The 23773-nt window shown below is 63.0% G+C and carries 24 protein-coding genes; 6 read left to right on the top strand and 18 right to left on the bottom strand.

The window, feature by feature from the left end; all coding sequences use genetic code 11:
* Nucleotides 1–2: 2 nt before the first annotated feature.
* The 12 genes from B5V02_RS21645 to uxuA form a co-directional block, all read right to left on the bottom strand.
* Nucleotides 3–1772 (bottom strand): CoA-transferase, encoded by a 1770-nt coding sequence (locus B5V02_RS21645; protein WP_111546142.1) that lies wholly within the window; start codon nucleotides 1770–1772, stop codon nucleotides 3–5.
* A gap of 14 nt (nucleotides 1773–1786) precedes the next feature.
* Nucleotides 1787–2803, bottom strand: coding sequence for an aldose epimerase family protein (locus tag B5V02_RS21640; RefSeq protein ID WP_111546141.1), 1017 nt, complete (start codon nucleotides 2801–2803; stop codon nucleotides 1787–1789).
* Nucleotides 2800–3588, bottom strand: coding sequence for an enoyl-CoA hydratase/isomerase family protein (locus B5V02_RS21635; RefSeq protein WP_111546140.1), 789 nt, complete (start codon nucleotides 3586–3588; stop codon nucleotides 2800–2802). Before B5V02_RS21635 ends, B5V02_RS21640 begins: the two co-directional genes overlap by 4 nt.
* A gap of 2 nt (nucleotides 3589–3590) precedes the next feature.
* Nucleotides 3591–4796 (bottom strand): CaiB/BaiF CoA transferase family protein, encoded by a 1206-nt coding sequence (locus B5V02_RS21630; protein ID WP_111546139.1) that lies wholly within the window; start codon nucleotides 4794–4796, stop codon nucleotides 3591–3593.
* A gap of 21 nt (nucleotides 4797–4817) precedes the next feature.
* The gene (locus B5V02_RS21625; RefSeq protein ID WP_111546138.1) at nucleotides 4818–5603 is read right to left on the bottom strand and encodes an SDR family NAD(P)-dependent oxidoreductase; all 786 of its coding nucleotides are present in this window, start codon (nucleotides 5601–5603) and stop codon (nucleotides 4818–4820) included.
* 1 nt (nucleotide 5604) lies between these two features.
* Nucleotides 5605–6600, bottom strand: coding sequence for an ABC transporter permease (locus tag B5V02_RS21620; RefSeq protein ID WP_111546137.1), 996 nt, complete (start codon nucleotides 6598–6600; stop codon nucleotides 5605–5607).
* A gap of 63 nt (nucleotides 6601–6663) precedes the next feature.
* Nucleotides 6664–8196: a sugar ABC transporter ATP-binding protein gene (locus tag B5V02_RS21615; RefSeq protein ID WP_111546136.1), complete on the bottom strand. Its 1533-nt coding sequence runs from the start codon at nucleotides 8194–8196 to the stop codon at nucleotides 6664–6666.
* Nucleotides 8186–9169, bottom strand: coding sequence for an ABC transporter permease (locus B5V02_RS21610; RefSeq protein ID WP_111546171.1), 984 nt, complete (start codon nucleotides 9167–9169; stop codon nucleotides 8186–8188). The genes B5V02_RS21615 and B5V02_RS21610 overlap by 11 nt, the downstream gene beginning before the upstream one ends.
* Nucleotides 9170–9283: 114 nt before the next feature.
* On the bottom strand, nucleotides 9284–10315 hold the full coding sequence (locus tag B5V02_RS21605; protein ID WP_111546135.1) for a sugar ABC transporter substrate-binding protein: 1032 nt from the start codon (nucleotides 10313–10315) through the stop codon (nucleotides 9284–9286).
* A gap of 28 nt (nucleotides 10316–10343) precedes the next feature.
* On the bottom strand, nucleotides 10344–11195 hold the full coding sequence (locus B5V02_RS21600; RefSeq protein WP_111546134.1) for an IclR family transcriptional regulator: 852 nt from the start codon (nucleotides 11193–11195) through the stop codon (nucleotides 10344–10346).
* The gene (locus tag B5V02_RS21595) at nucleotides 11195–12343 is read right to left on the bottom strand and encodes an ABC transporter substrate-binding protein (protein WP_111546133.1); all 1149 of its coding nucleotides are present in this window, start codon (nucleotides 12341–12343) and stop codon (nucleotides 11195–11197) included. Before B5V02_RS21595 ends, B5V02_RS21600 begins: the two co-directional genes overlap by 1 nt.
* A gap of 112 nt (nucleotides 12344–12455) precedes the next feature.
* A complete protein-coding gene (gene uxuA / locus B5V02_RS21590) occupies nucleotides 12456–13640 on the bottom strand; it encodes a mannonate dehydratase (protein ID WP_111546132.1) in 1185 nt (394 codons plus the stop codon).
* Between the two features lie 222 nt (nucleotides 13641–13862).
* Here uxuA and B5V02_RS21585 point away from each other — a divergent pair, with 222 nt between their 5' ends.
* From B5V02_RS21585 to B5V02_RS21570, 4 genes are read left to right on the top strand one after another with little or no spacing between them, the layout of a single operon-like run.
* Nucleotides 13863–14579, top strand: coding sequence for a FadR/GntR family transcriptional regulator (locus B5V02_RS21585; RefSeq protein ID WP_111546131.1), 717 nt, complete (start codon nucleotides 13863–13865; stop codon nucleotides 14577–14579).
* 13 nt (nucleotides 14580–14592) lie between these two features.
* Nucleotides 14593–15378, top strand: a complete 786-nt coding sequence (locus B5V02_RS21580; RefSeq protein ID WP_111546130.1) for an SDR family NAD(P)-dependent oxidoreductase — start codon at nucleotides 14593–14595, stop codon at nucleotides 15376–15378.
* 4 nt (nucleotides 15379–15382) lie between these two features.
* Nucleotides 15383–16501: a mannonate dehydratase gene (locus B5V02_RS21575; protein WP_111546129.1), complete on the top strand. Its 1119-nt coding sequence runs from the start codon at nucleotides 15383–15385 to the stop codon at nucleotides 16499–16501.
* On the top strand, nucleotides 16498–17193 hold the full coding sequence (locus tag B5V02_RS21570; protein WP_111546128.1) for an RraA family protein: 696 nt from the start codon (nucleotides 16498–16500) through the stop codon (nucleotides 17191–17193). Before B5V02_RS21575 ends, B5V02_RS21570 begins: the two co-directional genes overlap by 4 nt.
* A 52-nt stretch (nucleotides 17194–17245) precedes the next feature.
* Here the strand turns inward: B5V02_RS21570 and B5V02_RS21565 are convergent, their stop codons facing one another.
* Nucleotides 17246–17482, bottom strand: a complete 237-nt coding sequence (locus tag B5V02_RS21565) for a hypothetical protein (RefSeq protein ID WP_245446095.1) — start codon at nucleotides 17480–17482, stop codon at nucleotides 17246–17248.
* Between the two features lie 63 nt (nucleotides 17483–17545).
* On the opposite strand from B5V02_RS21565, the gene B5V02_RS21560 reads away from it, so the two are divergent.
* Entirely contained in the window at nucleotides 17546–18619 is a 1074-nt protein-coding gene (locus B5V02_RS21560; RefSeq protein WP_245446094.1) for a branched-chain amino acid ABC transporter substrate-binding protein, read from the top strand.
* A 424-nt stretch (nucleotides 18620–19043) separates the two neighbouring features.
* Here the strand turns inward: B5V02_RS21560 and B5V02_RS21550 are convergent, their stop codons facing one another.
* The 3 genes from B5V02_RS21550 to B5V02_RS21540 form a co-directional block, all read right to left on the bottom strand.
* Nucleotides 19044–20306, bottom strand: a complete 1263-nt coding sequence (locus B5V02_RS21550; RefSeq protein ID WP_111546126.1) for a DUF763 domain-containing protein — start codon at nucleotides 20304–20306, stop codon at nucleotides 19044–19046.
* 50 nt (nucleotides 20307–20356) lie between these two features.
* The gene (locus tag B5V02_RS21545) at nucleotides 20357–20590 is read right to left on the bottom strand and encodes a hypothetical protein (RefSeq protein WP_146606123.1); all 234 of its coding nucleotides are present in this window, start codon (nucleotides 20588–20590) and stop codon (nucleotides 20357–20359) included.
* A 243-nt stretch (nucleotides 20591–20833) separates the two neighbouring features.
* Nucleotides 20834–21043 (bottom strand): hypothetical protein, encoded by a 210-nt coding sequence (locus B5V02_RS21540; protein WP_146606122.1) that lies wholly within the window; start codon nucleotides 21041–21043, stop codon nucleotides 20834–20836.
* Nucleotides 21044–21100: 57 nt separating this feature from the next.
* Here B5V02_RS21540 and B5V02_RS21535 point away from each other — a divergent pair, with 57 nt between their 5' ends.
* Nucleotides 21101–21847 carry an SDR family NAD(P)-dependent oxidoreductase gene (locus tag B5V02_RS21535; protein ID WP_111546123.1) on the top strand — a complete coding sequence of 249 codons (747 nt, stop codon included), beginning with the start codon at nucleotides 21101–21103 and terminating at the stop codon, nucleotides 21845–21847.
* Between the two features lie 112 nt (nucleotides 21848–21959).
* Here B5V02_RS21535 and B5V02_RS21530 read toward each other — a convergent pair whose 3' ends face one another.
* On the bottom strand, nucleotides 21960–22799 hold the full coding sequence (locus B5V02_RS21530; RefSeq protein WP_208647120.1) for a sulfite exporter TauE/SafE family protein: 840 nt from the start codon (nucleotides 22797–22799) through the stop codon (nucleotides 21960–21962).
* Between the two features lie 207 nt (nucleotides 22800–23006).
* Nucleotides 23007–23753, bottom strand: a complete 747-nt coding sequence (gene pldH, locus B5V02_RS21525) for a pyridoxal 4-dehydrogenase, SDR-type (RefSeq protein WP_111546122.1) — start codon at nucleotides 23751–23753, stop codon at nucleotides 23007–23009.
* Between the last annotated feature and the right edge of the window lie 20 nt (nucleotides 23754–23773).

The following is a 23773-nucleotide window of genomic DNA, read 5'->3' as shown; positions in this document are numbered from 1 at the left end:
GATCAGCTCCTTGCGATGTCCTGCTGTGCGGCGATGCAGCGCTCGACCATGGTGCGGTCGGCGGCGAGGATCTCGGCAATGAGCGCGCCGCGCTCCTTGGCGCTGACGAATTCCAGACGGCGCAGGCCGAGTGGGTCGATGCGGTTTCGCAGGACGGCGAGCGTGTCGTTGGAAGGGCGCGATATCTGCCGGCAACCGGCATCGAACGTCACCGCAAATCCGGTGGCATCACGGATCTGCTGGTGCGTGACGCCAGGCATGGTTTCGATGACGGTCAATTCCCTGGATGTTCGATCCAGCCGAAAGACACAGAGATCGGTGAAGACCAGCGCCTTGCCGGTGCGATAGCCCATCGGCTCGCGTTCCGCCGACGTCAAAAGCCCGCGGGCCGAACTGACGATCTCGACCTCGTCCACCAGTGACTGGACCGAATGGCGAGGGATGTAGAGCAGATAGTCGCGGTGCATGTTGGCAACGTCGGCCATGCCGCCCTGTCCGGGCAACCGGATGATGCCGCCGCTTGGTTTGCGCAGCGCGATGGTGTTGACGCGGCCGCGCCGATCGACTTGTGCTGCGCCGACGATCTCATGCGTCACCGCGCCTGCCTGGTAGTAGGTCGAGTAGGTGTCGTCGCCGCCAGCATGCGCCACCGCCGTTTCGCAGTCGAGACTTTCGATCAGCGACAGGATCATCGGGCTCGGCGCGATATCGAGGTGGCCGCAACTCATCGTCGCGATGATCATGTCCGGCGCGTGCGTCGCCTTGGCCAGCCGATAGGCAACATTGGCCAGCGGCGACACCGCGCCGGCACTGGCAAAGCTCTCATTATCGAGTTCGGCCGCGATGCGGGCGGCGATGATCTCGTCGACGGATGCTTTCGTTTCGCCATGCGCGAGCGCAGGCATAGCGAGGACCGTTTCGGCGCGGACCTCCGCGGCTTTTTGAACCGGCTCCGGCACGCCTTCGGACGGCAGGCACAGATTGTCCACCAAGGGCGTTTCCCTGGTCGCGAACGCCGCCGACAATCTCTGATAATCCGTGACATAGAATGGCAGGCAAGAGGCCGGATAGGCGCCGCCGGGCGCCAGCGCTACGGCCGAGACCTGATTGCGGGTGAGGATGCTTTGGCGCCCATCATGCCGCAGCGCTCCAACTGGGACGATTTCCTCGACCGTGACCAGCACCTGCCGCGCCGCGCCGGCCATGGCGAAATCCAGCGCTCGCGGCCCGATGATCTGCACATTGCCGCTTTCGTCCGCGCGCTGGGCGTGGACGACGAAGGTGTCGAGCCGCAGCGGCGGGATAAATCCGGTAGCGGTCCCGGCAATGGGATCGGGCGCGGCGCTCGCAGTCGGCACACGCGCCAACATGTCGGACCCCTGGGGAAGCTGGAACGGCATGGAAGGCAGGTTCTGCTGCGCCGCCCGCAGCGCCTGGATCATGGCCAGCGCGGTCCAATCGCGAACCGGTATTGCCCTGGTCTCGGCAGCGGCACGGAACCGCGGCGGAAGGCCAAAAATATCCAGGCTGGAAAAGCAAAGGTCGATCTCGGCTACCGCATCCGCTTCGAGCAGCAGTTCGAGCGGCAAGCCACCGGCCCAGCAGACGTAGCGCAAATCCTTGATGCCGGACCGGGCGATCGCACGCAGCAATGCGATCGGCAGCCGGGCGAAATGGTGACCGCCAACACCGAAGGAGTCACCTTGGCCGACCATCGCGGCCAGTCCCTCGACATCGGTGAAGCGCGGCCGGTTCGGCTTGACCAGAGACATTGCCGCACGATCTCTCACAGCGCCGATGCCTCGATGCGGTAGCGGGTCACGAACGGTCTTTCGGGCGAGAATTCCAGCGCCGTCGCAATCCCGGATTGCGCGATGGGATTGTCGGCCAGTGCGGTCGCCGGGCCGAGCCCGAAGGGCGAGCAGATCGGCTCGATGCCGATGGCGACATGGCGCCCATTCCAGGGTGCAGCCTTGCGGCCGCGATTGGAGTACCAGAGCAGAAGGCTGGGGAAATGTTCTTTCTGCCAGGAGAGCTCTACCCGGTAGCCGTCCTCGTGGTTGGCGAGCGCCGCCATACCGTCGACGCCCTCGATCTGCAGCAACTCCTCCGTGTCAGCCGCCAGAGGCAGCAGCGAGGCATTGATCACACCGCCGGTGCGCGCCGGCACGCCGATCAGTTCGAAAACCGCTTTATTCCTGGCAAAAAGCGCAGCTCCCGGTTCGACATCGTGAGGATAGGTGCGGCCCTCATCGAAGGAGCCGAGTTCCAGCGTGGCGGCGCCGGTCTCTGCCGGCAGCCGGAACACCGGGTGCAGGCCAATCGGCAATCGGCAGGCACGGCGGACGACGATCTTGAATTCAATATCGATAGCCGGCGCCGATGGGTCGGGCCTCACCGTCCGCTCAACGCGTTCGACCGGGCTGCCGGGCGGATAGGCCAACACCAGCGACAATGACGCGCCACCGGTGTCGCGCCAGGTCCAGTCATGATTGGAGCCATGGCCATGGACTTCTTCGTCCGGCTCCGGCGGCCCCATCACGGCCGCCCAGTCCTCAGGCCATCCGTCGGCAGGCACCGAATAGCCGAACGGCACGCAAGGCCACTCGCCGCGCAACCGGCGCAGGATGCCCGGCAGCGCTTCCGCCCCCGGCTCGTTCGACCAGGGTGCGATATGCATCGGCGAGACCTTCCGGCCGTCCGCCAGCAGGAACGTGACGGGCGCCAGCATCGCGCCGAGCCTCTGGACGGTCAGCGCGCCATGCGCCCAACCCAGTCCGCGATGCTCGTCGCCGGCCTTCATGGGCCGGCCTTCTTCGCCCGCGTCGTGCTCCTGTCGGCGAACTCCTTGACGCGCTGCTGGCCGATCTCGCTGCGATAGAGGCCGCCCAGTTTGTCACGCTCCATGGCGAGACCTTCGGCCAGATCGCCCGACACGGCATGCGCCGTCAGGGCTTTCAACCCTTCGATCGCATCGGCGGGCTCGGCAGCGATCATCTCAGCCAGTTCCAGCGCGCGTGGCATCAGCCTGTCGACATCGACGATCTCGTTGACCAGGCCGGCAGCGACGAATTCGGAGGCCGGCTCAATGGCGCCGGTCATCAGCAGAAGATTGGCGCGGTTGCGGCCGAGCTTGGCGACGCTTCGCTGTGTGCCGCCGCCGCCCGGGATCAGCCCGAGCTTGATCTCCGGCAGGCCGAGTTTCGCGAACTGGTTGGCGATCACGATGTCACAGCACAGCACCAGCTCCATGCCGCCGCCCAAGGCGAAACCGTTGACCGCCGCGATCACCGGCTTACGGTTGTTCTCGATCGCCGCATACATGCGCGTGCCGGCAGCCTGGAACGTGTCGAACTCGGAGGCGGTCTGCGCGGCGTATTCCTTGATATCGGCTCCGGCCATGAAACCCCGCCCTTCGCCAGTCACCACGATCGCACCGACGCCAGCGTCGCCGGACAGAGCCTCGAAGGCCTCGGTGATCTCACCTTGCATCAGCCGGTTCATGGCGTTGAGCTGACCGGCGCGCCGGAAGGTGACGATCGCGACGCGGCCCGAGATTTCGACCGTGAGTGTCTGGTAGGCTGTCATCGTCAGGCCGCGTCCACGGTCATGTCGCCCGACGCCTCGAGTGCTGCGATCTCCTCCTTGGAGAGGCCGAACTCGGCCAGGATCTCGCGGCCATGCTGGCCGACCAGCGGCGCCGGCCGTTCGATGGTCGCGGGCGTCTCGCTCATCTTGACCGCCGGTGCCACCACCCGAACCTTGCCGCCGCGCGGATGATCATAGCTGGTGATCATGCCCATATGCCTGACCTGCGGGTCTTCCGCCGCGCGGCGGATATCCTTGACCTCGGCGCACCAGATGTCGACCGCGAGCAGCCGTGCCAACAGGTCCTGCGTGGCGAATTTCTTGGTCTCGGCATTGACCTTCTCGAACACCTCGTCGCGCTTGTCGAACAAGGTCTTGAGGTCGTCGTAGACGGCAAGCTGCGGCGCCTCCAGTACCTCGTACAGCGTCTTGAACGGGCTCATGGCGATCGAGATATAGCCGCCGTCCTTCGCCTCGTAGATGCCGAACGGCGCCTGCATGCCGGGGTGGCCGATGCCGGAATTCGGCCGGACAAAATCCTCGCCGAGGTTGAGCACGGCGACATATTCCTGATTGAGATGCGCCAGCAGGCCGGCCAGCAGATTGACCTCGATCTTCTGGCCCTTGCCGGTCTTCTCGCGATAGTAGAGCGCCGACAGGATGCCGTAGACCATGTTCATGGCACCGATCTGGTCGGCGAGGCCGGCGCCGGCGGGAACCGGAGCCTGGTCGCCGCGACCGGTGTTGGCGATAAGTCCGGCAAGCCCCTGGATCAGCATGTCCTGGCCGGGGCGCTCGACATAGGGGCCTTCCTCGCCATAGCCGGAACCCGAGCAGTAGATGATGCGCGGATTGACAGTCCTAAAGTCCTCATAGCCATAGCCGAGCTTGGCCAGCACGCCGGGACGGAAATTCTGCACCACCACGTCGGCGCTCTTGGCCATCTCCATGAGGATGGCGTGCACCTTGCGGCTCTTCAGGTTAAGCGCGATGGAGCGCTTGTTGCGGTTCCAGGCGAGGAAATTCGGGCTCTCCGAGCCGCCCACCCATTTGGCAAAAAAGGTCATGCCACGGAACATGTCGCCGGCGCCGGCGCGCTCGACCTTGATGACGTCGGCGCCCATGTCGCCGAGCAGCTGCGTGGCGAACGGCCCCTGCAGCAGATGGCTGAAATCGAGGATGCGGACGCCTTCGAGGGCCTTGTTCATTTCATGTCTCGTTTCGTGTTGTCAAAGCAGTTCAGGAACGTAGCGGGGTGCTGCGGTCAGCCCGCCGTCGACGCGCAGGTCGGTGCCGGTGGTGAAGCCTGCGGCGTCGGAGGCGAGATAGACGGCGGCCTCGGCCACTTCGGAAGGCTCGCCGATGCGGCCGAGCGGATGCATCTTGACCCAGGCCCTGGCGAGATTGCCGCCGATCTCCTTGATCAGCCTGTCGTTCATCGGCGTGTTGATGGTGCCCGGCGAGATCGAATTGACGCGGATGTTCATCGGGCCGAACTCGACCGCCATCTGGCGCGTCATCGCCATCACCGCGCCCTTGGCGCCGGCATAGGCAGTCCAGCCATCGAGGCCGATATGGCCCTGCGCCGAGGCCATGTTGATGATCGAACCCGACTTTTGCGCGATCATGTGCGGCAGTGCATATTTGCAGCCGCGAAACACGCTGGTCAGGTTGACCGCGATCAGCCGGTGCCACTGCTCGTCGGTCATTTCGTGCACCGGCATGCCGCCAATGGCGATGGCGGCGTTGTTGACCATCACGTCGAGCCGTCCGGTCTTTTTGACGGCGCTGTCGATGAGGCCGATGATGTCGGCCTTCTGCGACACGTCGCAATGCACATAGTCGGCACGGTAGCCCGCCGCGCGCAGCGCCGCAGCGAACTCCTCGCCCGCGCTGTCTGCGATGTCGCCGAGGAAGACATGCGCGCCTTCCCGCGCCATCGCCTCGGCGATCGCATGGCCGATGCCGTCCGCGGCGCCGGTGATGACGGCGATTTTTCTTTCAAGACGAGCCATGTCAGCCTCCAATCGCGCGCCGGCGCTTTGCTTCGTCGAAGGCGACCGCGGCGATGATGATCATGCCGGTGATGACCAGCTGCCATTCGGTCGGCAGCCCAAGTCCGCGCAGGCCATTGGACAGGAACTGCAGGATCAGCACGCCGAGCGCCATACCGGTCAGGCTGCCGATGCCGCCGGCAAGGCTCACCCCGCCAAGCACCGTCGCGGCGACGACCTGGAATTCGAAATTCAGCCCAGCCGTATGCTGCGCCGAGCCGACGCGGGCGGCCAGGATGATGCCGGCAACCGTCGCCAGTAGCGAGCTGATGATGAAACAGATGAATTTGACGCGCCGCACATCGTAGCCCGCCAGCCGCGCCACTTCCGGATTGCCGCCGACGGCATAGATCTGCCGCCCGAACGGCCGATGCCGCATCATATAGGCGAAGCCGAGGAGCAGCACGATCGCGATGACCGCCGAATACGGGATGATGTTGAACAGCCGGCCATCCGACAGGGCGATGAAGCTGTCGAGGCTGGCATCGTCCGGGATCGCGCGCTGGCCGGTGTAGAGATAGACGCCGCCACGCATGATGAACATCGTGCCCAAGGTCACGATCAGCGAGTTGATGCCGGCATAGGCGGTGAGATAGCCGTTCACCACACCGATGATCAGGCCGAACAGCAGCGCGCCGCTGACGCCGAGCAGCAGCGAGTTGGTGTCGTTCATGATGATGATCAGCGGCAGGGCGATGGTCGCCAGCAACGATCCGATCGAGATATCGACTTCGCCGGAAATGAAGACGATGGCGCAGCCGATCCCGGCGGTGAGCGCCAGCGAAGCCTGCCCGAGCACGTTGGTCATATTACGCACGGAGAAGAAATTCTCCGCCGTGACGGAAAAAAACACGATCACCAGGATGAGGCAGACGATCAGCGCCAGTTCCTGCCGGGCGAAGAGCCGCGCCAGCACGGATGGCGGGGCTTTCACGGAAGCGGTGCTGGCTAGGCTCATCGCCTGCTCCCTTCGAAGAGGTGGGCCGGGTCGCCGGGGATGCTGCCACGAAGCGTCATGGTCTTAGCCGATCGCCGCATTGAGGATTTTCTCCTGGGTGGCTTCGTCGCGCGACATGATCGCGGTGAGCCGGCCTTCGCACATCACCGCAATCCGGTCGGAAAGACCAAGCAGTTCCGGCATCTCGGACGTCATCATGACGACCGCCAGGCCTTCGCCGGCGAGCCGGTCGATCAGCGCGAATATCTCCGACTTGGCGCCGACATCGATGCCGCGGGTCGGCTCGTCGACGACGATCACCTTCAGGCCGCGCATCAGCCAGCGCGAGATCAGCACCTTTTGCTGATTGCCGCCGGATAGGTTCTTCACCTGCTGGAACAGGCTGGGGGTCTTGATGCGGAAGCGGTCGACATAATCCTGCACCGCTCGGTGTTCTCTCGCCTTGTCGATGAACCCCATGCGGGCGAAGGCGCCCAGCGAGGCGAGGCTGGCATTCTGGTAGACAGGCAGTTCGCCCATCAGGCCTTCGCTCTTGCGGTCCTCGGTGAGCAGGCCGATGCCGAGTCTGACGCCGGTACGCGTGTCGTGCGGCACGAGGCGGCTACCGTCGACGACAATCGTGCCGGAAGTGATCGGGTCGTAACCGACGATCGATTTTGCGAGCTCGGTTCGGCCCGCACCCATCAATCCGAAGAAGCCGAGAACCTCGCCGGCGCGTGCCTCGAAGGACACGTCATTGAGCTTCCTCGCCGTGTTGAGCTTTTCCACGGACAGGGCGACCTTGCTGCCCGGCTCACCGCGCTTGCGGGGAAACAGATTGTCGATGCGCCGGCCGATCATGTCCTGGATCAGCGTGTCGTTGGTGTGCTCGCCGATCGGCTTGGTCGAGATGTGGCGACCGTCGCGCAGGACCGTCACCGTGTCGGCGATCTCGAACACCTCGTCGAGCTTGTGGCTGACATAGACCACCGCGATACCGAGCGCGGCCAGCCGGCGGATGACCGTGAACAGCAGCGAAACCTCGTTGGGCGTCAGCGAGGACGTCGGCTCGTCCATCACCACGACGCGGGCTTCGTGGGCGAGCGCACGGGCGATCTCGACCATCTGCTGCTGGCTGACCGGCAGCGAGCCCGTCCGCGCCGCCGGATCGACGTTGAAGCCGATGCGGTTAAAAAGTGCTGCTGAATCGGCGCGGATCTTCTTCCAGTCGATCGAGCCGGCCTTGCCGGTCGGATAGCCTTCGAGGAAGATGTTCTCGGCGACGGTGAATTCGGAGATCAGCGCGATCTCCTGGAACACGACCTTGATGCCCTCTTTCAGGCTGTCGCGCGGCGACTTGATGTCGACCTCGCGGCCACGCATGCGGATGGTGCCGGCATCCTTGCCGTAGACACCGGCCATGATCTTGATCAGCGTCGACTTGCCGGCGCCGTTCTCGCCCATCAAGGCATGGATCTTGCCGGGCTCCAGGGTGAAGTCGACATTGTCCAGCGCCACGACGCCCGGAAAGCGCTTGTCGATGCCACGCAGTTCCAGCGCCGGCACGTCCGTGTCGATGGCCGCGCCTTCGCCGGGATGAAGGAAATCAACGGACATTGGCTCTGTTCCGGATGATGTCGAGATAGGTTGCCAGGATGATGACGACGCCCGGGACCACCATCTGCAGGTCCTGGTTCCAGCCGAGAATGATGATGCCGTTGTCGATCACCTTCAGGACCAGCACACCTAGCAAAGTGCCGAACAGCGAGCCGCGGCCGCCGAGCAGGCTGGTGCCGCCGAGGATGACCGCGGCGATCACCGTCAGTTCGAAGCCGCGTCCGGCGGTCGGCTGGCCGGCATTCATCAGCGACGACAGGATCATGCCGGCGACGCCGACACACAGGCCGGTGAGGATGAAGGCAAACAGCTTGAGGCGTTCGGAGCGCACGCCAGACAGCCTCACCGCCTTTTCGTTGGCGCCGACCGCATAGAGGTAACGGCCCAGCGTGGTGAAGCGCAGCGTCACATAGGCAACCGTGAAAATCAGCGCTGCCAGGATGACGGGCACCGGCACCGCGCCAACATAGCCGGCACCGAGATCGGTGAAGCTGGTCAGCTGGTTGTGGTTCTGCACCGCCTCGCGTGTGAACAGATAGACGCCGCCCTGCAGCATCATCATCGTGCCGATGGTGGCGATCAGCGAGTTCACCCTCAGCCTGGTGACGACCAGCCCGTTGAACAGGCCAACCCCGCCAGCAAAGGCAAGTGCCGCCAGCATGCCGAGCGCGAGGCTATGCGTCGAATTGAGCACGGCCATGCCGATGCAACCGACAAAGGCGAGCGACGCGCCGACCGACAGATCGACCTCGGCGGTAATGATGAGCATGGTCATGCCCGAGGCGACGATCAACACCAGCGCGCATTGGCGCAGGATGGCGATGATGTTGGCCTCCGAATAGAACTGCGGCGCCGCGATCGATATGGCGATGCACAGCACGGCCAGGATGACACCCAGCACGAGCTGGCTGCTGCCCAGAAGCTGGCCGCCGATAAAACGCCTGGGCGCGGAAGCGTGTGTAAGCTCGCTCATTTCATCCATTCCCGAGCTGCGTCAGGCGCCGGATCCCGACGCCCTGTTTATGCCCGCCAGCAGCACCTGGCGCAGGCCCTTCCCGCGACGCGGGAAGGGCAATGTCGACCAGCCTTATTTCTTCAGGTCGGCCGAAGTCTTCATGCACTTTGCCGGTGGCTGCAGTGCGTTGACGGCATCCCATTTGATGGTGCGGGTTGTGCCATCATAATCGTAGAACTTCTTCCAGTCCTCGCCGTTCATCGGCGCGGTGGGGCTGACGATATGCTCCGGCACTTCCTCATTGTTGAAGAGTTTTACCGCGGCATCGATGGCGGTGAAGCCTTCCTTTTCCGGGAACATCGCGGCTTCGATCCTGTAGGACGGTTCGTTCTGCATCGCGTTGATGAAGGCAAGCCCCTCGCCGCCGGTGCCGACCGTCAACAGGCCATCCTGCGATTTGCCCGCCGCCTTCCAGGCCTGCAGGCCGCCCAGCGAGGATGAATCGTTGATGCCATAGATGATGTTGATGTCGGCGTTCTTCGCCAGTGCCGCCGAAGACACTTCGAGAGCGCGGTCGGGATTGCCACCGCCGTCAAGGTCGTGGACCATGACAGCCTCGGGGATGATAGTCTTCAGCCCGTCCATGAAGCCGTGCGAGCGCAATACCGTGGCGGAAAGCAGCGGCAGCCCGACATTCATCACCTTGGCAACGCCGCCGAGCTTTTCCTTGGCATATTTGCCGGCCTCGACGCCGGAGAAATAGCCGGTGTCATAGTCGCAGATGGCAACCATCGTGGTCATGCCCTTGACCGGGTTGCCTTCAAGCACCACGGGGATGTTGGCAGCTTTGGCTTGACGCAGCAGCGGCACCACACCTTCTTCATTCACCGGGGTGATAATCAGCACATCGACGCCCTTGGCGATGAAGTCTTCGGCCGCGGCGACCTGCTTGGATATGTCGAGATTAGCGTCCTGCACCTCGACCTCGATGCCGAGTTCCTTGCCGTGAGCCTTCATGCCCTTGATGACATTCTGATACCATTCATGGGTGGCGTAGTTGGTGACATAGCCGATGTGCTTGGGCATGTTCTCGGCATGCGCGGCTGCTGTGCTCAAGGCCAGCACGGCCGCGGATGCAAACAGGATTGACTTGGACCAGTGCATGTTTCTTCTCCCAGGTTTATCGCTTTTGTTAATCGCTGAACGGGTAGTCCCGCCGTTCCGGGTCGGCACGTGAAGAGGTGGTGGACTCGCCCCAGCCAAGTGCCGCCGATATTTTTTCGGCGGCGGCCCGGCTCCGTTCGAAAACCGTTTCGCGGTCGAAGCGCGCCGCCTTCTGCGGCAGCAGCGGAACCGTGAGCGCGGCGATGACGGCGCCGGTGTGATCACGCACCGGCATCGAGATGTTGGTGCAGGCCTCGACAGCCAATGAGGCGCGCATCTCGTAGCCGAGCCTGGCAACCTCGTTCAGCCGCGCTTCAATCTCTACCCGTGTGCCCTGGCCTTCGCCGGCGACCACGATCCGCTCGACGATGCGGTCGCGTTCGGCCCGGTTCGAATGGGCAAGCAGCACCGCTCCGGAACTGGTTTCAAGGATCGGAAAATGCGACCCCAGCGCAACCGAATAGCGCATCGGCAGCGGTGAATCGATCTGCAGCACCACCAGCGCATTCTGTCCTTCGCGCACCACAAGGTGACAGCTTTGATCCGCATTGGCGGTCAATTCGCGCATCACCGGCAGCGCGCATTCGACCAGCCTGTTTACCGGCGGATGCATGTGCGCCAGTTCGAACAGCTTCAGCGACAGCCGGAAGCGGTCCGATTGCGTGCGGAAGATGTAGCCGCGCTTTTCCAGCAGAAGCAGGATGCGGTAGATTTCGTGAATGGAGCGTCCGAGACCCGTCGCGATCTCGGTCTGGGTCAGCGTTTCGGCGCTGGAGGCCATGAACTCCAGAACGTCGAGCGCCTTCTCCACCGCCGGCACGCGATAGCCGCTGCGGCCGCCTTCGCCCTCGTCGAACGTCTCGGCAACGCTGGTGGCCATCACGCAACGCTCCGTTGCGGTTGGCCTTGCCTGGTGTCGCGGTAGAGGCGATTGACGCGGTCGGCGAGTTCGGCTGCCGACATGTCGCCGGCGATGGCCGCCGCCGCATGCGGCGCGCATTCACGGAAGAAGGCGATAAAGCCCGGATGTGTCGGACGCAGATAGGACGAGGCGATCGTCTGCAGCGTCGAGCTGAAGAAATCCTCGGAAAAATCGTTGACCTCGGCGTCCTTCCAGGCGGCCAGCGATCCCGGCTGTCCGCCTGCCCTGACATAGTCGCCCCGCTGATAGTCGGGCGAGCACAGGAACAGCGCGTAGTCGATCGCGGCCTGCTTGTGCTTCGACTGCGCGCTGACGCCGATGCCGGCACCGCCGAGCAAGGCGCCGGCGGAGCGCGGCGTCGGCACGTCGGCAAAGCGCAGATACGGCTCGTCGGTTTTCGCGGCGTAGTTCACATAGCCGAAGGCGAACGGCACATAGACAACATCGTCATGCGCGATCATGTGGTCGTAGCAGCGGATCGGATTCCATTTCGAGGAGTCTGGATGCGACAGCGCCGCAAGCTGGCGCAACTGCGCAACGGCCTGCTCAACCGCCTCCCTTGCCATGAATTGCTCGCCGTCTTCCTGTGGATGGCCGAGCGTCAAAAGCATGCACATGGCATCCGTCGGCACGGAGGGAAAGCCGAGCCACTTCCCGTCCTTGCGCGCTTGCCGGCCGAGTTCCAGCACCTCGTCATGGCTGCGCGGCACCGGTCCGTAGCGCTCCAATAGATCCGGGCGGTAGGAGGCGACCTGGCAAGCGGCATCGATCGGCAATGCCCACTGGCGCCCGTTCTTTTCGTAAGAGCGCCAGGACGAACCCACTGAATCCTGTTCGAAGAAGCGGATCTGCTCCGCCGACAGATGGGCGTCGAACGGCACCATCAGTTCATCCTGCGCGATGTCGCCGATGAAGGGATGGTCGAACACGACCAGATCGTAAATGCCGAGCACTGGACCGAGCGCGCCCTCGCCGAATTCATAGAGGCTGCGGCGGTCCCATTCGATTTCCAGGCCGGGATTGCCAGCGCAATACGGCCCGACGCTGGCGTCGAGCGGACCCCAGCAGCGTCGATGATCCCACGCAAGACCGCGCAGTCTTGTCATATCCGGCAATTCCTCCCTGAACCGCGCATGCGCCCGGCCCGCCGACTCCTAGCAGGTATTTTCACATAGACAAGTAACTTTTACATATGCAAACAGCGATCACTTGATCGCCTCAGGCCAGCCCGAACTTCTCCACGGCGCGCATGATGCCGCGCAGTTCGGCGAGGCCTTTCAGCCTGCCGATCAGCGAGTAGCCGGGATTGATCCTGGTCTTACCGATATCGTCGGCGAGCAGATGGCCGTGATCGGGGCGCATCGGAATGCGCCAGTCGGCGCGGCCTTCCCTGCTACGGCGCGCCTCCTCCTGCATCAGGGCGAGGATGACATGCGCCATGTCGGTGCCACCCTCGAGATGTTCGGCCTCGTAGAACGAGCCGTCCTCCTCGATGGTAATGTTGCGCAGATGGGCGAAATGGATGCGGTCGGCGAATTCCTTGACCATAGCGACGATGTCGTTGTCGGCCCGCGTTCCGTAGGAGCCGGTGCAGAACGTCAGGCCATTGGCCGGGCTGTCGACCGCGCTAAGGATGAAACGCGCGTCCTCGGCGGTCGAAACGATGCGTGGCAGGCCATAGAGCGAGAAGGGCGGATCATCAGGATGGATGCACATGCGCACCCCCTCCTGCTCCGCCACGGGAATGATCTCGCGCAGGAACCAGGCAAGGTTGTCGCGCAATTCCTTCGGCCCGATCGCATCGTATTCCGCCAACGCGTCGCGAAAACTGTCCCGGTTGTAGCTGCGCTCGGTCGCCGGCAGGCCGGCGATCAGGTTGCGCTCGATCCTGTCGATCTTCTCGTCGCTCAATTCCCTGAGTCGCGATTCCGCCTCGGCAATGCGGGCGGCACTGTAGCCGGCCTCGGCATTCCGGCGCTTCAGCACGAACAGGTCGTAAGCCGCGAAATCGATCGCATCGAAACGCAAGGCATAGCCGGTCGTCGGCAGCCGATAGGCCAGATCCGTGCGGGTCCAGTCGACCACGGGCATGAAATTGTAGCAGACCGTGGCAATGCCGGCCCTGGCAAGCGCGCGGATCGTGTCCTTGTACCAGCCGACGTAACGGAGCCTCTCCGCCGCACCGATCTTGATCGAGTTGTGAACGGGGATGCTTTCGACGACCGACCAGGTCAGCCCTGCCGCCTCGATGATCCGCTTGCGCTCCAGAATGTTCTCGAGCGGCCAGGCGCGCCCGTCATAGATGTCGTGCAGGGCCGATACGATGCCCGTCGCACCTGCCTGCCTGACATGATCGAGAGTCACCGGGTCGTCCGGTCCATACCAGCGCCAGCACTGTTCCATAGCCGCTTCCTTCTGCGAGAGAGGCCCAACCTATTGTTGGACCACAATGGGAGTCAAACTAAAAATTTTGGCTGATTTCCGGAGCTCCTTCGTGCGGTTTCCATCTAAATCCACAGGTCGCAGTCCAAAAACTAATTGTTTTCGCCAAAGTCTACGGTATGTTGGTCCAACAATTCGTCCAACAATTCAGAGGAAGGCTCGACGTTGGAGAACTCTCAAGCCATGCGCGAGAACGCCGCCGAGCGGCGCATCAGCGGCCGGTCGGCGGTCGATACGACGGCCGGGCGGATTCTTGATCTCATCCGTGTGCGGCAGTTGAATGTCGGCGACGTGCTGCCGACCGAGCGTGAGCTCAGCGAGTTGACCGGCGCCAGCCGCAACACCGTGCGCGAAGCGTTGCGCACCATCCGCACCTACGGGCTTATCGATCCAAAACCCCGCGTCGGCGCGGTCCTGGCCAACGGGCAGAGCATCGCCATCCAGAATTTTTTCGCCGCCCACATGGACATCTCGCGCTCATCCTTCGCCGACATACAAGGCTACCGGCGCATCATCGAAGTCGGCATCGGCGACCATATTGTGCTCAATGCCTCGAACGAACAGATCGAGGCACTCGACGAAATCAACGCCCAGATCATTACGAGCCGCTCGATCGAAGAGGCCGCCGAGAACGATTTCAATTTCCACATGGCGCTGATCAAGCTGGCGGACAACCGCATGCTGACGGACATGTATTCCTTCCTGTCCCCGGTGATCCTGCGGATCATGACCATCGGAAAGGAAATGCGCCCGGTGCTGGCAGACACCCGCACCGCCCATGGCGAGATCGTTGCGGCGCTGCGCGCGCGCGACAGGCTGGCCTACGCCTACCTTATCAGCCGCCATCTCGATTTCGCCTTGCGATTCCTGCCGGAAGAGCCGGCTTCCGACAGTCAATGATGGAGTTCCCGCAATGAAGGATTTCGACGGCAAGGTCGCCTTGGTGACCGGCACCACCGGGATTGGCCTCGCAACCGCCAGACGCCTTGCGGCAGGTGGTGCTGCCATCATCGCCTGCGGCATCGACCGTACCGCTAACGCAGCGATGAAGGCGGAACTGGAAAGCTCCGGAGCAGGCGTGCTGGTCATAGGCGCCGACGTCTCCGTGCCGGATCAGGTTCGCGACGCGGTCGCGGCCGGTGTCGAGCGGTTCGGCGGCCTCGATATCATCGTCAATTCGGCGGCGGTCCATCCATACGGAACCGCTACCAGCACCGATTTCGAGACCTGGAACAAGGCGATGTCGGTCAATGTCGGCTCGATCTACCTGACCGCGCATTTCGGCATCCCGGAAATGATCCGTCGGGGCGGCGGCGCCATCGTCAACGTCGCCTCGGTACAGGGTCACACTTGCCAGCAGAATGTCGCCGCCTATGCGACGACAAAGGGGGCGATCCATACGCTGACGCGCTCGCTGGCGCTCGACTACGCGCGCTCCGGTATCCGCGTGAATTCGGTAAGCCCGGGCTCGATCCGCACCCCGATCCTGGAAAAGGCAGCACGCGGCGACAACGGCACCGATGCCGATGTCGAGGCCGCCTACAAGCGCTTCGGCGAAGCGCACCCTATCGGGCGCATCGGCGAGCCGGAGGAGGTGGCGGAACTCATCGCCTTTCTGTGCTCGTCGAAAGCCGGGTTCTGCACCGGCGCGGACTACAGAATAGATGGCGGCCTGACCGCCGGCATTGGCGTGAAATAGAGCCATGAAGATCGGTCTTGGCCTCTACCGGGAGTCGCTGACTTCAGACAATTTCCGCTTTGCCCGTCAGGCAGGCGCCACCCACATCGTCGCCCACCTCACCAACTATTTTCGCGGCCGCGACCCTTCGCTCTCGGCCGGCAGCGAAACGGAAGGCTGGGGCGATTGCTCCACCGACGCGCTTTGGGACTACGAGGATTTTTCCGGCCTGGTGAAGACCGTGCGCGACAACGGATTGGAGATCGCCGCGATCGAGAATCTTTCGCCTCGCTTCTGGTCCGACGTGCTGCTCGGCGGCCCCGATCGAGCAAAGCAGATCGAGGGGTTGAAGCGCCTTGTCCGTGATGCCGGACGCGCCGGCATTCCGTGCATCGGCTACAACTTCTCCATCGCCGGCGTCTGGGGTTGGTCGCGCGGCCCGTTCGCACGCGGCGAGGCGATGTCGGTGGGGCTCGACCTCTCAGCCATTGATGCCGACCTGCCCCTCCCCGACGGCGTCGTCTGGAACATGCGCTACCGTGCCGGCCGGCCGGATGCCGAACCGGTGACCGTCAGCAGCGAGGAGCTTTGGCAGCGGCTCGGCGTCTTCCTGCACGAGCTCGTGCCAGTGGCCGAAGAGGCCGGTGTCGTGCTGGCGGCACACCCCGACGATCCGCCGGCCGAGGCGCTGCGCGGGGCCGCGCGGCTCGTCAACCGGCCGCAGAAATACGACCGGTTGATGGACATCGTCGACTCGCCGTCCAATGGGCTGGAGCTCTGCCTCGGCTCGTTGCAGGAAATGCCTGGTACCGACGACATTTACGGACATGTCAGGCGCTTCGCCCACCGCAAGCGTATCGGCTACGTCCACTTCCGCAACGTGCGCGGCAAGGTGCCGAACTATCACGAGACCTTCGTCGACGACGGCGACATCGACATGGCCGAGATCGTCCGCATCCTGCGTGACGAACACTATGAAGGCGTCCTCATCCCCGACCATACGCCGGAAATGTCCTGCGACGCGCCCTGGCATGCCGGAAAGGCTTTTGCCCTGGGCTATATGCGCGCGCTGATCCAGAACTCGGCGGGCCTGGGGCCTTCCCGTACCACCCAATCCACGAGCAGCCGGATACAATCCTCATGACGACGCGCCTCTATGCCGACGACGCTGAGATGTATCGCCTGTTCGAGAAGGAACTCTTCGTCGCGGTGGTCGGCGACGTCATGGATACGCTGGGGCTGCAGCATCAGTTCCTGCCGCCCGTGTTCAAACCGGTCGACGAGAAGACACGTTTGCTCGGCCGGGCGATGCCGGTGCTCGAATCCGACATCTTTCCCTCCGACGAGCCGACGCGCAATCCGCTGATGACCAAGCCGTTCGGGCTGATGTTCGAAGCGCTGGACGATCTGAAGCCCGGCGAGATTTACGTCGCCAGCGGTGCCTCGCCCCGCTACGCGCTGTGGGGCGAGCTCATGTCGACCCGCGCGAAGATCCTCGGCGCGCATGGCGCCCTTATCAACGGCTTCGCTCGCGATACGAACGGCATCAAGGCGCTGGACTTCCCCTGCTTCTGCACCGGTTGCTACGCACAGGATCAGGGCGTGCGCGGCAAGGTCATGGACTATCGCTGCGCCCTCGAAATCGGTGGCGTGCGGATCGAGCCGGGGACGCTGCTGTTTGGCGACAAGGAAGGTGTGCTCGTCATCCCGCGGCAAGCGGAAGAAGAGGTGGTTCGGCTGGCCCTAGAAAAGGTACGCGGCGAAAGGCTCGTCGCCAAGGCGATCCGCGAGGGCATGAGCGCGGTGGAAGCCTACAGGACCTTCGGCATCATGTGACAGCGGGACGCCCTCAAGAAGCGAGATGGCTCGAAATGATCGCCCCTTGACGCTATTCCACGGCCAACGCCGTGATCTCGCGACGGAAGGGCAGTGCATCGCCAATATCGGCTTCATCCAGCTCGCGAGCGAAGCGGTGGCCGGCGTAAGTTGCCCAGGCGATCGGTCCCGGCGCCTCGGCATCGCCGATGACCTTGATCGAGCGAATGCCGCTGTCAGCCCACGCATCCCGCCGCGTCTTCAGTTCGTGCCAGACGCCGTCGTCCTGTTGGCGCGACGTCACCAGCACGACGGCGTCCGCGGCGATGTCACGTTGGGTATCCGCGTATCGTCAATTCTGGCCGGGCCTCTGTTGGCCATCGCACTGGGCGCTGCCCAGGCTCAGGCCGACCAGATCAAGCTCGGCTTCATTGGACCGCTCTCCGGCGGCAACGCCCAACAGGGCCTCGGCGCCCGTAACGGCTTCCTGCTCGCCATCGAGCAGGCCAATGCCAGCGGCTACCCGCACCAGGTGGAAGGCGTCGTTCTCGACGACGCCTCCGATCCGGCCGTCGGCGTTTCGGCGGCCCAGAAGCTGGTCAACGATCCGTCGGTGATTGCGGCAACCGGGCATTGGAACAGCTCGGTCGCATTGGCGACCATCCCGGTCTTCAATCGCGCGCAGATGCCGTTCATCGTCTGGGGCGCGGTCAGCCCGAAGATCACCGAGCAGAATTTCCCGAACGTGACCCGCGTGACGCCGACGCTGGTCAACGAGAACAAGCCTCTGGCCGAAGCCATCGCCAAGCAGGGTAAGATCAAGAAGATCGCGATCATCTCCGACACCACCGACTACGGCGCGGCCAACACCAAATGGTTCGGAGATTTCTTCAAGGCTGCCGGCGGTGAGATCGTTTCCTCGGACGCCGCGGCCGTCGGCACGACCGATTTCCGCGCCATGTTGACCACGGCGAAGGCAGCGTCCCCTGACGCGGTCTATTTCGGCGGCGTCGTTACTGAAGCGGCGCTGGTGCGCAGCCAAATGGCCGACCTTGGAATGGGCAATCTGCCGATGTACGGAATTTCGGGCATCTACGATCCGAAGTTCATCGAGATCGCGGGGGCAGCCGCCGAGGGCACCATTGCGGGAACCCCGGCCGTACAGTCCAACCCGAAGCTCGAGGAATTCAACAAGGCCTATGAAACCAAGGCCTATCCCGATCCTGCCGGCTCCTACGCCAAATATGCCTACGAGGCCACGCAGATCCTGCTCGAGGTCATCAAGGAAAAGGGCATCGACGACAAGGAGGCGCTGAGCAAAGCCATTCGTGACATCCATCACGACGGCATTCTGGGAGATGTCTCGTTCGACGCGAACGGACAGACGAACATGGCCATCGAGATCGACATGTTCGTTGTCCGCAACGGCAAATGGGAGAAGATGTAACCACCTGATCAATGCCGCGCACTCTTGGTGCGCGGCGTTGAAATCATATCCTTCATCGCCGGGCTCGCAAATTCTTGGCGGAGCGCCCAGACCATGAATGATGAGGCCGGCCACCGCGCACCCCGACTAAAGTCAATTTTTTGGTTTTGAACAGATTAGCTCGGCATCTAGGCGCCTCGACCAACTGCTCTATTCCCCCATTGTTGCATTGATCAACGATGGAGATTGGCATGGATCGGCGATTATTTCTGAGTGGAATGCTGGGATTGGCAGGCGCGGCGGCCATGGTCACCGTAGCTCGCCCCGGCGCCAATCCTACTGGATCCGCTTCTATTGAAATCCCGTAAAACGCGAAGGCTTCGGCATTTTGTTGGAGCCTTCGCAAAGAATTTAAAAGCCGAGGGATAGAGGTCTTCGGCCCAGTTCATTCCTTGTTGCCGGCTCGAACCGGCTGCGCTTGCGGCGGTGGCTCCCATCCAAAAACACTGCGTCCGCCCAGCATGTGCGACTGGTCGAACTCCCCTGCCACGATTTCCTTCAGGCTGGGACCGGTGACATAGCACTCGACTTGGCGTGACTGGTCGTCCAGCCGCCTCAATGCATCGATTTCCTCGGTGCGGCCGAGCCTGGCCTTGTGAACGGCCGATTTCAGCACGCCGATCGTCTCGTCATAGACTTTCAGCGGCACGGGGAACGGGTGTCTGTCCTTGCCGCCATGCGCCAGCGAGAACCGGCCGGGGTCCGAGAACCGGCATGGCGCTCCATGCACGACCTCGGCCACCATCGCCAGTGCACGCACGGTGCGGGCACCGACGCCGGGCACCATGAGCAGCTCCGGGAAATCGGCAGGGCCGCGTTCGACGGCAGCAGCGATATTGCCGTGAAGGCGGCGCATGACGACGTCGCTTTCGCGGACGTCATGATGGGCCGGCATGATCAGATGCGGCAGCAGGGGCTGCGCGGGAGCGGGTGGCGAGCCATGCTCCAGCAAGGCGAACTCTTTCACGATGCGATCGGGTCCCAGATCCCGCAGCAGCTCCAGTTGGCCGTGACGCGAAGCATCGGCGCGCCGGTCGGTCAGATTGACGATCTCGCCCTGATTGGCGCCTTCGATCGCGGCATGCGGCTGGTCGACAAAGCTCGTCAGCCCCTCGGACAGCCAGTGGTAGCGACGCGCCACCTTGCTGTCGCCATTCATGCCTTGTTGCACCACTACCCAGTCGCCATCGTCGGTGACGATGAAACCATGAAGGTAGAGATCGAAGCCGTCCTGGACGGCGGCGCTATCGACCTTGGCGACCAGCCGACTGGCGTTGGCCAGGCCGGTTCCGTCGAACCCGACACGCTCGCCGATCAATGCCAGTTCGTGCGGGGTCTTGCGCGAGTGCGTGCCACGCCCGCCGCAGACATGAATACCGAGTTCGCCGGAGAGTGGCGACAGGCCACGTTTCAGGGCGCCGACAACGCTTGTCGTGATGCCGGAGGAATGCCAGTCCATTCCCATGACCGCGCCGAAAGACTGGAACCAGAACGGGTGTGCCAGGCGGCGCAGCAATTCGGTTCGACCATAGTGATGGATGATCGCCTCGCACATCACCGCGCCAAGGCGCGTCATGCGATCACCGAGCCATTTGGGCACGCGACCGCCATGCAGTGGGAGATCAGCACTTCCCGATCGTTGCGCCAAATTGTGCGGCCCGTGTTGCTCGTTGGGTAGAGATAGGTGTTGCGAACCTGTCAGGGAAGCCTGCTGTCGCCCTTGGCCTGGCGGACGTCAAGCAATAGCGAGAGATGCCTGGCTGCGGCGCTTTCGATGATGAGCTCTTCCAATTGATGGTCGGACAAACTTGTACCGGTTCGCTTGCGAACCTCGTCAATGCTGCCGCGAATGGATATCGGGACGGAATGTGCCTGATCGTCAAGGTAGGCGCCGATCGCCAGCACCGCATCGGCATCGACGTTGCGTGGCAATGGCCGCATCGAGCTTCCTCCCCGGCTTAGTTTCCTTGAAGGCAAGCTCAGAGTCGAGATCGATCTCGTGGATGTACGATTTTGTACATTGGTCGCGTCTCGAAGGGCGTGGATTGATCAAATCGAGACGCGGCGAAATCACCATTCGCGATCGCGATGGACTGATTGGAATGGCCGACGGGGCTATGGCAAAGCCGAGTCGGAGTACGCTCAGCTGATGGGCGCGATCGGCGCAGAGATAAATTAGGTCTCGCGCAGCCGCTGTATTTTCCGCTTCGCCCCGTCGGCTGCGACAGCGATCAACGCATCGAATTCCTGCAATTCCTCTCGCCGACACCATTGACGCTGGGCTCGGCTGCCTGAAGATGTCGATACTGCCCGCCCGCACAAAACAAGCGTCAGGCCGCAACGCCAGACGACGGGTTTCAGCAGTGCCCGATCGGCGATTTCCATGCCGAGACCAGTCGTGCCGCCGTGTGGCTGCATAGCTATCGCCAAGGATTGAACGGAATGAACAAAATCGATCTTGAAGGACAGGTCGCCGTCGTTACTGGCGGAGCGCAAGGACTGGGCCTGGCCTTTGCCAAGCGGATGATCGCATCGGGCGCAAGGGTGAGCCTGTGGGACATGAACGAGGCAGGGCTGGAGGCGGCGGTTGCCGGCCTCGGTAATGCAGCCAAGGGAGTCTTGGTCGACATCACCGATGCCGAGGCGGTGCTTGCAGCGCATGCCCGCACCGAAAACGAGAGCGGGGCCGTCTCGATCCTGGTCAATTCGGCGGGGATAGCCGGCCCCAATCATACGCTCGACGAGTATCCGCTCGATGCCTGGCGGCGCGTCATCGATATCAATCTCAACGGTACCTTTCACGTCAACCGCGCTGTCGTGCCTGCCATGAAGGCGCGCAACTATGGCCGCATTGTCAACATCGCCTCGATTGCCGGCAAGGAAGGCAATCCCAACGCTTCGGCCTACTCAGCTTCCAAGGCAGGCGTCATCGGGCTGACAAAGTCGCTGGGCAAGGAGCTTGCCGGCTACGACATAGCGGTCAACTGCATCACGCCGGCCGCGGCGCGCACGCCGATCTTCGACCAGATGAAACAGGAACATATCGACTACATGCTGGCCAAGATCCCGCGCGCGCGGTTCCTGGAAGTCGACGAGGCGGCAAACATGGTCGCCTGGCTGGTCTCGAAGGAAAACAGCTTCACCACCGCGTCGGTGTTCGATCTCTCCGGCGGCCGCGCCACCTACTGATCCCAAACCACGAGAATTCGCCAAACCCGCGCCGGGCTCACGGCGGTTATGGGGCGAATGCGGCCACCGCAATATTCTTCGGTTGGTGAACGAGTTGATCGACAGCCGGGATTCAGGAAAGCAACATTCTCCCGGCAGTGATCGCCAGGAAGAACGCAAAGGCAAGTTTCAGATAACGCGGGTTGAGCGCGTGTGCGAGCCTTGCGCCCAAGGGTGCGAACAGAAAGCTTATGGGCGCTATGACGGCAACGGCCGGCAGGCTGACGTAACCCAGACTAAGCGGAGGCCTGCCAGCAACCTCGAGACCCGACCAGATGAAGCCTGCCACCGCCGGAAGCGCGATAAGAAGGCCAAGCGCCGACGACGTGCCGACGGCCCGATGGACCGGAAAGGAAAAGCTGGAAAGCGTCGGTACCGACAGCGTGCCGCCGCCAATTCCCATGAGCGAAGAGACAAAGCCGATGACAGCGGCAATCGCACGGTTGATCCAGCCGCTTCGCGGTAGGTGATCGGAGATCACGAGATTCCTGGGCATCGCCATGTTGACGGCCACCAGCAGGCCGACGACGCCGAAAACCAGCCGCAAGCCGGCGCCCGGAATGAATTTCGACATGATGCCGCCGATCAGGGCACTGACGAAAATAGCCGGTCCCCAGAGATTGAGCAGGGATCGATCGACATTGCCGCGCTTGTTGTGCGACCGCATCGATGAGATCGAGGTCGGAATAATGACCGCAAGCGACGTCGCGACTGCCAGATGGCTGGTCACGGCCGGCGAAAAGTGAAACAGCGCAAGCACCCAGAACAGCACCGGGACGATGACGATTCCACCGCCGACCCCCAGCAGGCCGGCCAGCACACCGGACGCCACGCCGGTGATGGCCAGACCGGCGACCAGCATTGCAACCGTCAGCCCGTCGAATATCGACGTGTCGAATCCGAAGTTCACCATGATTTCCCCTTGAATGGCCGTCCATGACACAGCCTGGCGGGCACTTTTGGCCGCGCCCGTCCGCTGTTGCGACCCGATGCAAGGCGCCCAAGTGTGCAGTGGTTTTGGGACGCGACGGGCTATTTCTTTGTTTTGACGCAATTCCCCAAGGGAAAGCGCTATGCGCTTTTCCCGGGAAAACCGTTTCACACTTTTCCTGGAATTGCTCTAGTGGCGCACCATTCCGGCGTCGACATTGAGCGTCTGGCCGGTGATCCAGCGCGCATCGTCGGAGGCCAGGAACGAAACCACATCGGCGATATGTTCCGGCTGACCCTTGCCTTTCATCGCCTGAAGCATCTCGACGAAGCCGAACGCCTCGTTATGCGGGCTCGACTTGACGCCGTCGCTCTCGATCAGGCCAGGCGTTACCGCATTGGCGGTGATGTTGTATTTGCCGAGCTCCGTGGCGAGCGCCCTGGTGAAGCCGATGACGCCGCCCTTGGCGGCGACATAGGCCGCCATGTTCGGTGTGCCGGCAAAGAAGGTGTTGGATGCGATGCTGATCACCCGTCCGGCCTTGCCTGCGGCACGCATCTGGTCCGTGCCGGCGCGGCTGACGATGAAGGTACCTGTCAGATTGACGTCGATGATCTTGCGCCAATGGTCGAGATCGACATCATCCCAGGCGACGAACGGCACGATGCTGGCATTGTTGACCAGGATATCGATGCCCCCGGTCAGGGCCTGGATTTCAGCGAAGAGCGCCTTGACGGATGCCGGATCGGAAATGTCGGCGGCAATCGCCTTCGCCTTTCCACCGATCGACGCCGCCACCAGCTTGGCGCCTTCCGCGTTGATGTCGCTGACGATGACGGTCGCGCCGTCGACGGCCAACCGCACTGCGATCGCCTTGCCGATACCCTGCGCGGCGCCCGTAACCAATGCCGTTTTTCCTGCAAGCCGTTCAGTCATGAAAATGCTCCCTCAATCCG

Source organism: Mesorhizobium kowhaii (assembly GCF_003253745.1).
In the GTDB taxonomy this organism is placed as follows: domain Bacteria; phylum Pseudomonadota; class Alphaproteobacteria; order Rhizobiales; family Rhizobiaceae; genus Mesorhizobium; species Mesorhizobium kowhaii.
This window is presented reverse-complemented; position numbering and strand designations above follow the sequence as displayed.

Bases quoted from the DNA above. Each gene is read 5' to 3' on its own strand.
- B5V02_RS21625 (WP_111546138.1), bottom strand. From the start codon at position 5,603: ATGGCTCGTCTTGAAAGAAAAATCGCCGTCATCACCGGCGCCGCGGAC.
- B5V02_RS21540 (WP_146606122.1), bottom strand. From the start codon at position 21,043: ATGGAAATCGCCGATCGGGCACTGCTGAAACCCGTCGTCTGGCGTTGC.
- pldH (WP_111546122.1), bottom strand. From the start codon at position 23,753: ATGACTGAACGGCTTGCAGGAAAAACGGCATTGGTTACGGGCGCCGCG.
- B5V02_RS21535 (WP_111546123.1), top strand. From the start codon at position 21,101: ATGAACAAAATCGATCTTGAAGGACAGGTCGCCGTCGTTACTGGCGGA.
- B5V02_RS21645 (WP_111546142.1), bottom strand. From the start codon at position 1,772: ATGTCTCTGGTCAAGCCGAACCGGCCGCGCTTCACCGATGTCGAGGGA.
- B5V02_RS21635 (WP_111546140.1), bottom strand. From the start codon at position 3,588: ATGACAGCCTACCAGACACTCACGGTCGAAATCTCGGGCCGCGTCGCG.
- uxuA (WP_111546132.1), bottom strand. From the start codon at position 13,640: ATGGAACAGTGCTGGCGCTGGTATGGACCGGACGACCCGGTGACTCTC.
- B5V02_RS21575 (WP_111546129.1), top strand. From the start codon at position 15,383: ATGAAGATCGGTCTTGGCCTCTACCGGGAGTCGCTGACTTCAGACAAT.
- B5V02_RS21620 (WP_111546137.1), bottom strand. From the start codon at position 6,600: ATGAGCCTAGCCAGCACCGCTTCCGTGAAAGCCCCGCCATCCGTGCTG.
- B5V02_RS21570 (WP_111546128.1), top strand. From the start codon at position 16,498: ATGACGACGCGCCTCTATGCCGACGACGCTGAGATGTATCGCCTGTTC.
- B5V02_RS21580 (WP_111546130.1), top strand. From the start codon at position 14,593: ATGAAGGATTTCGACGGCAAGGTCGCCTTGGTGACCGGCACCACCGGG.
- B5V02_RS21585 (WP_111546131.1), top strand. From the start codon at position 13,863: ATGCGCGAGAACGCCGCCGAGCGGCGCATCAGCGGCCGGTCGGCGGTC.
- B5V02_RS21615 (WP_111546136.1), bottom strand. From the start codon at position 8,196: ATGTCCGTTGATTTCCTTCATCCCGGCGAAGGCGCGGCCATCGACACG.
- B5V02_RS21640 (WP_111546141.1), bottom strand. From the start codon at position 2,803: ATGAAGGCCGGCGACGAGCATCGCGGACTGGGTTGGGCGCATGGCGCG.
- B5V02_RS21600 (WP_111546134.1), bottom strand. From the start codon at position 11,195: ATGGCCACCAGCGTTGCCGAGACGTTCGACGAGGGCGAAGGCGGCCGC.
- B5V02_RS21605 (WP_111546135.1), bottom strand. From the start codon at position 10,315: ATGCACTGGTCCAAGTCAATCCTGTTTGCATCCGCGGCCGTGCTGGCC.
- B5V02_RS21610 (WP_111546171.1), bottom strand. From the start codon at position 9,169: ATGAGCGAGCTTACACACGCTTCCGCGCCCAGGCGTTTTATCGGCGGC.
- B5V02_RS21595 (WP_111546133.1), bottom strand. From the start codon at position 12,343: ATGACAAGACTGCGCGGTCTTGCGTGGGATCATCGACGCTGCTGGGGT.
- B5V02_RS21530 (WP_208647120.1), bottom strand. From the start codon at position 22,799: ATGGTGAACTTCGGATTCGACACGTCGATATTCGACGGGCTGACGGTT.
- B5V02_RS21630 (WP_111546139.1), bottom strand. From the start codon at position 4,796: ATGAACAAGGCCCTCGAAGGCGTCCGCATCCTCGATTTCAGCCATCTG.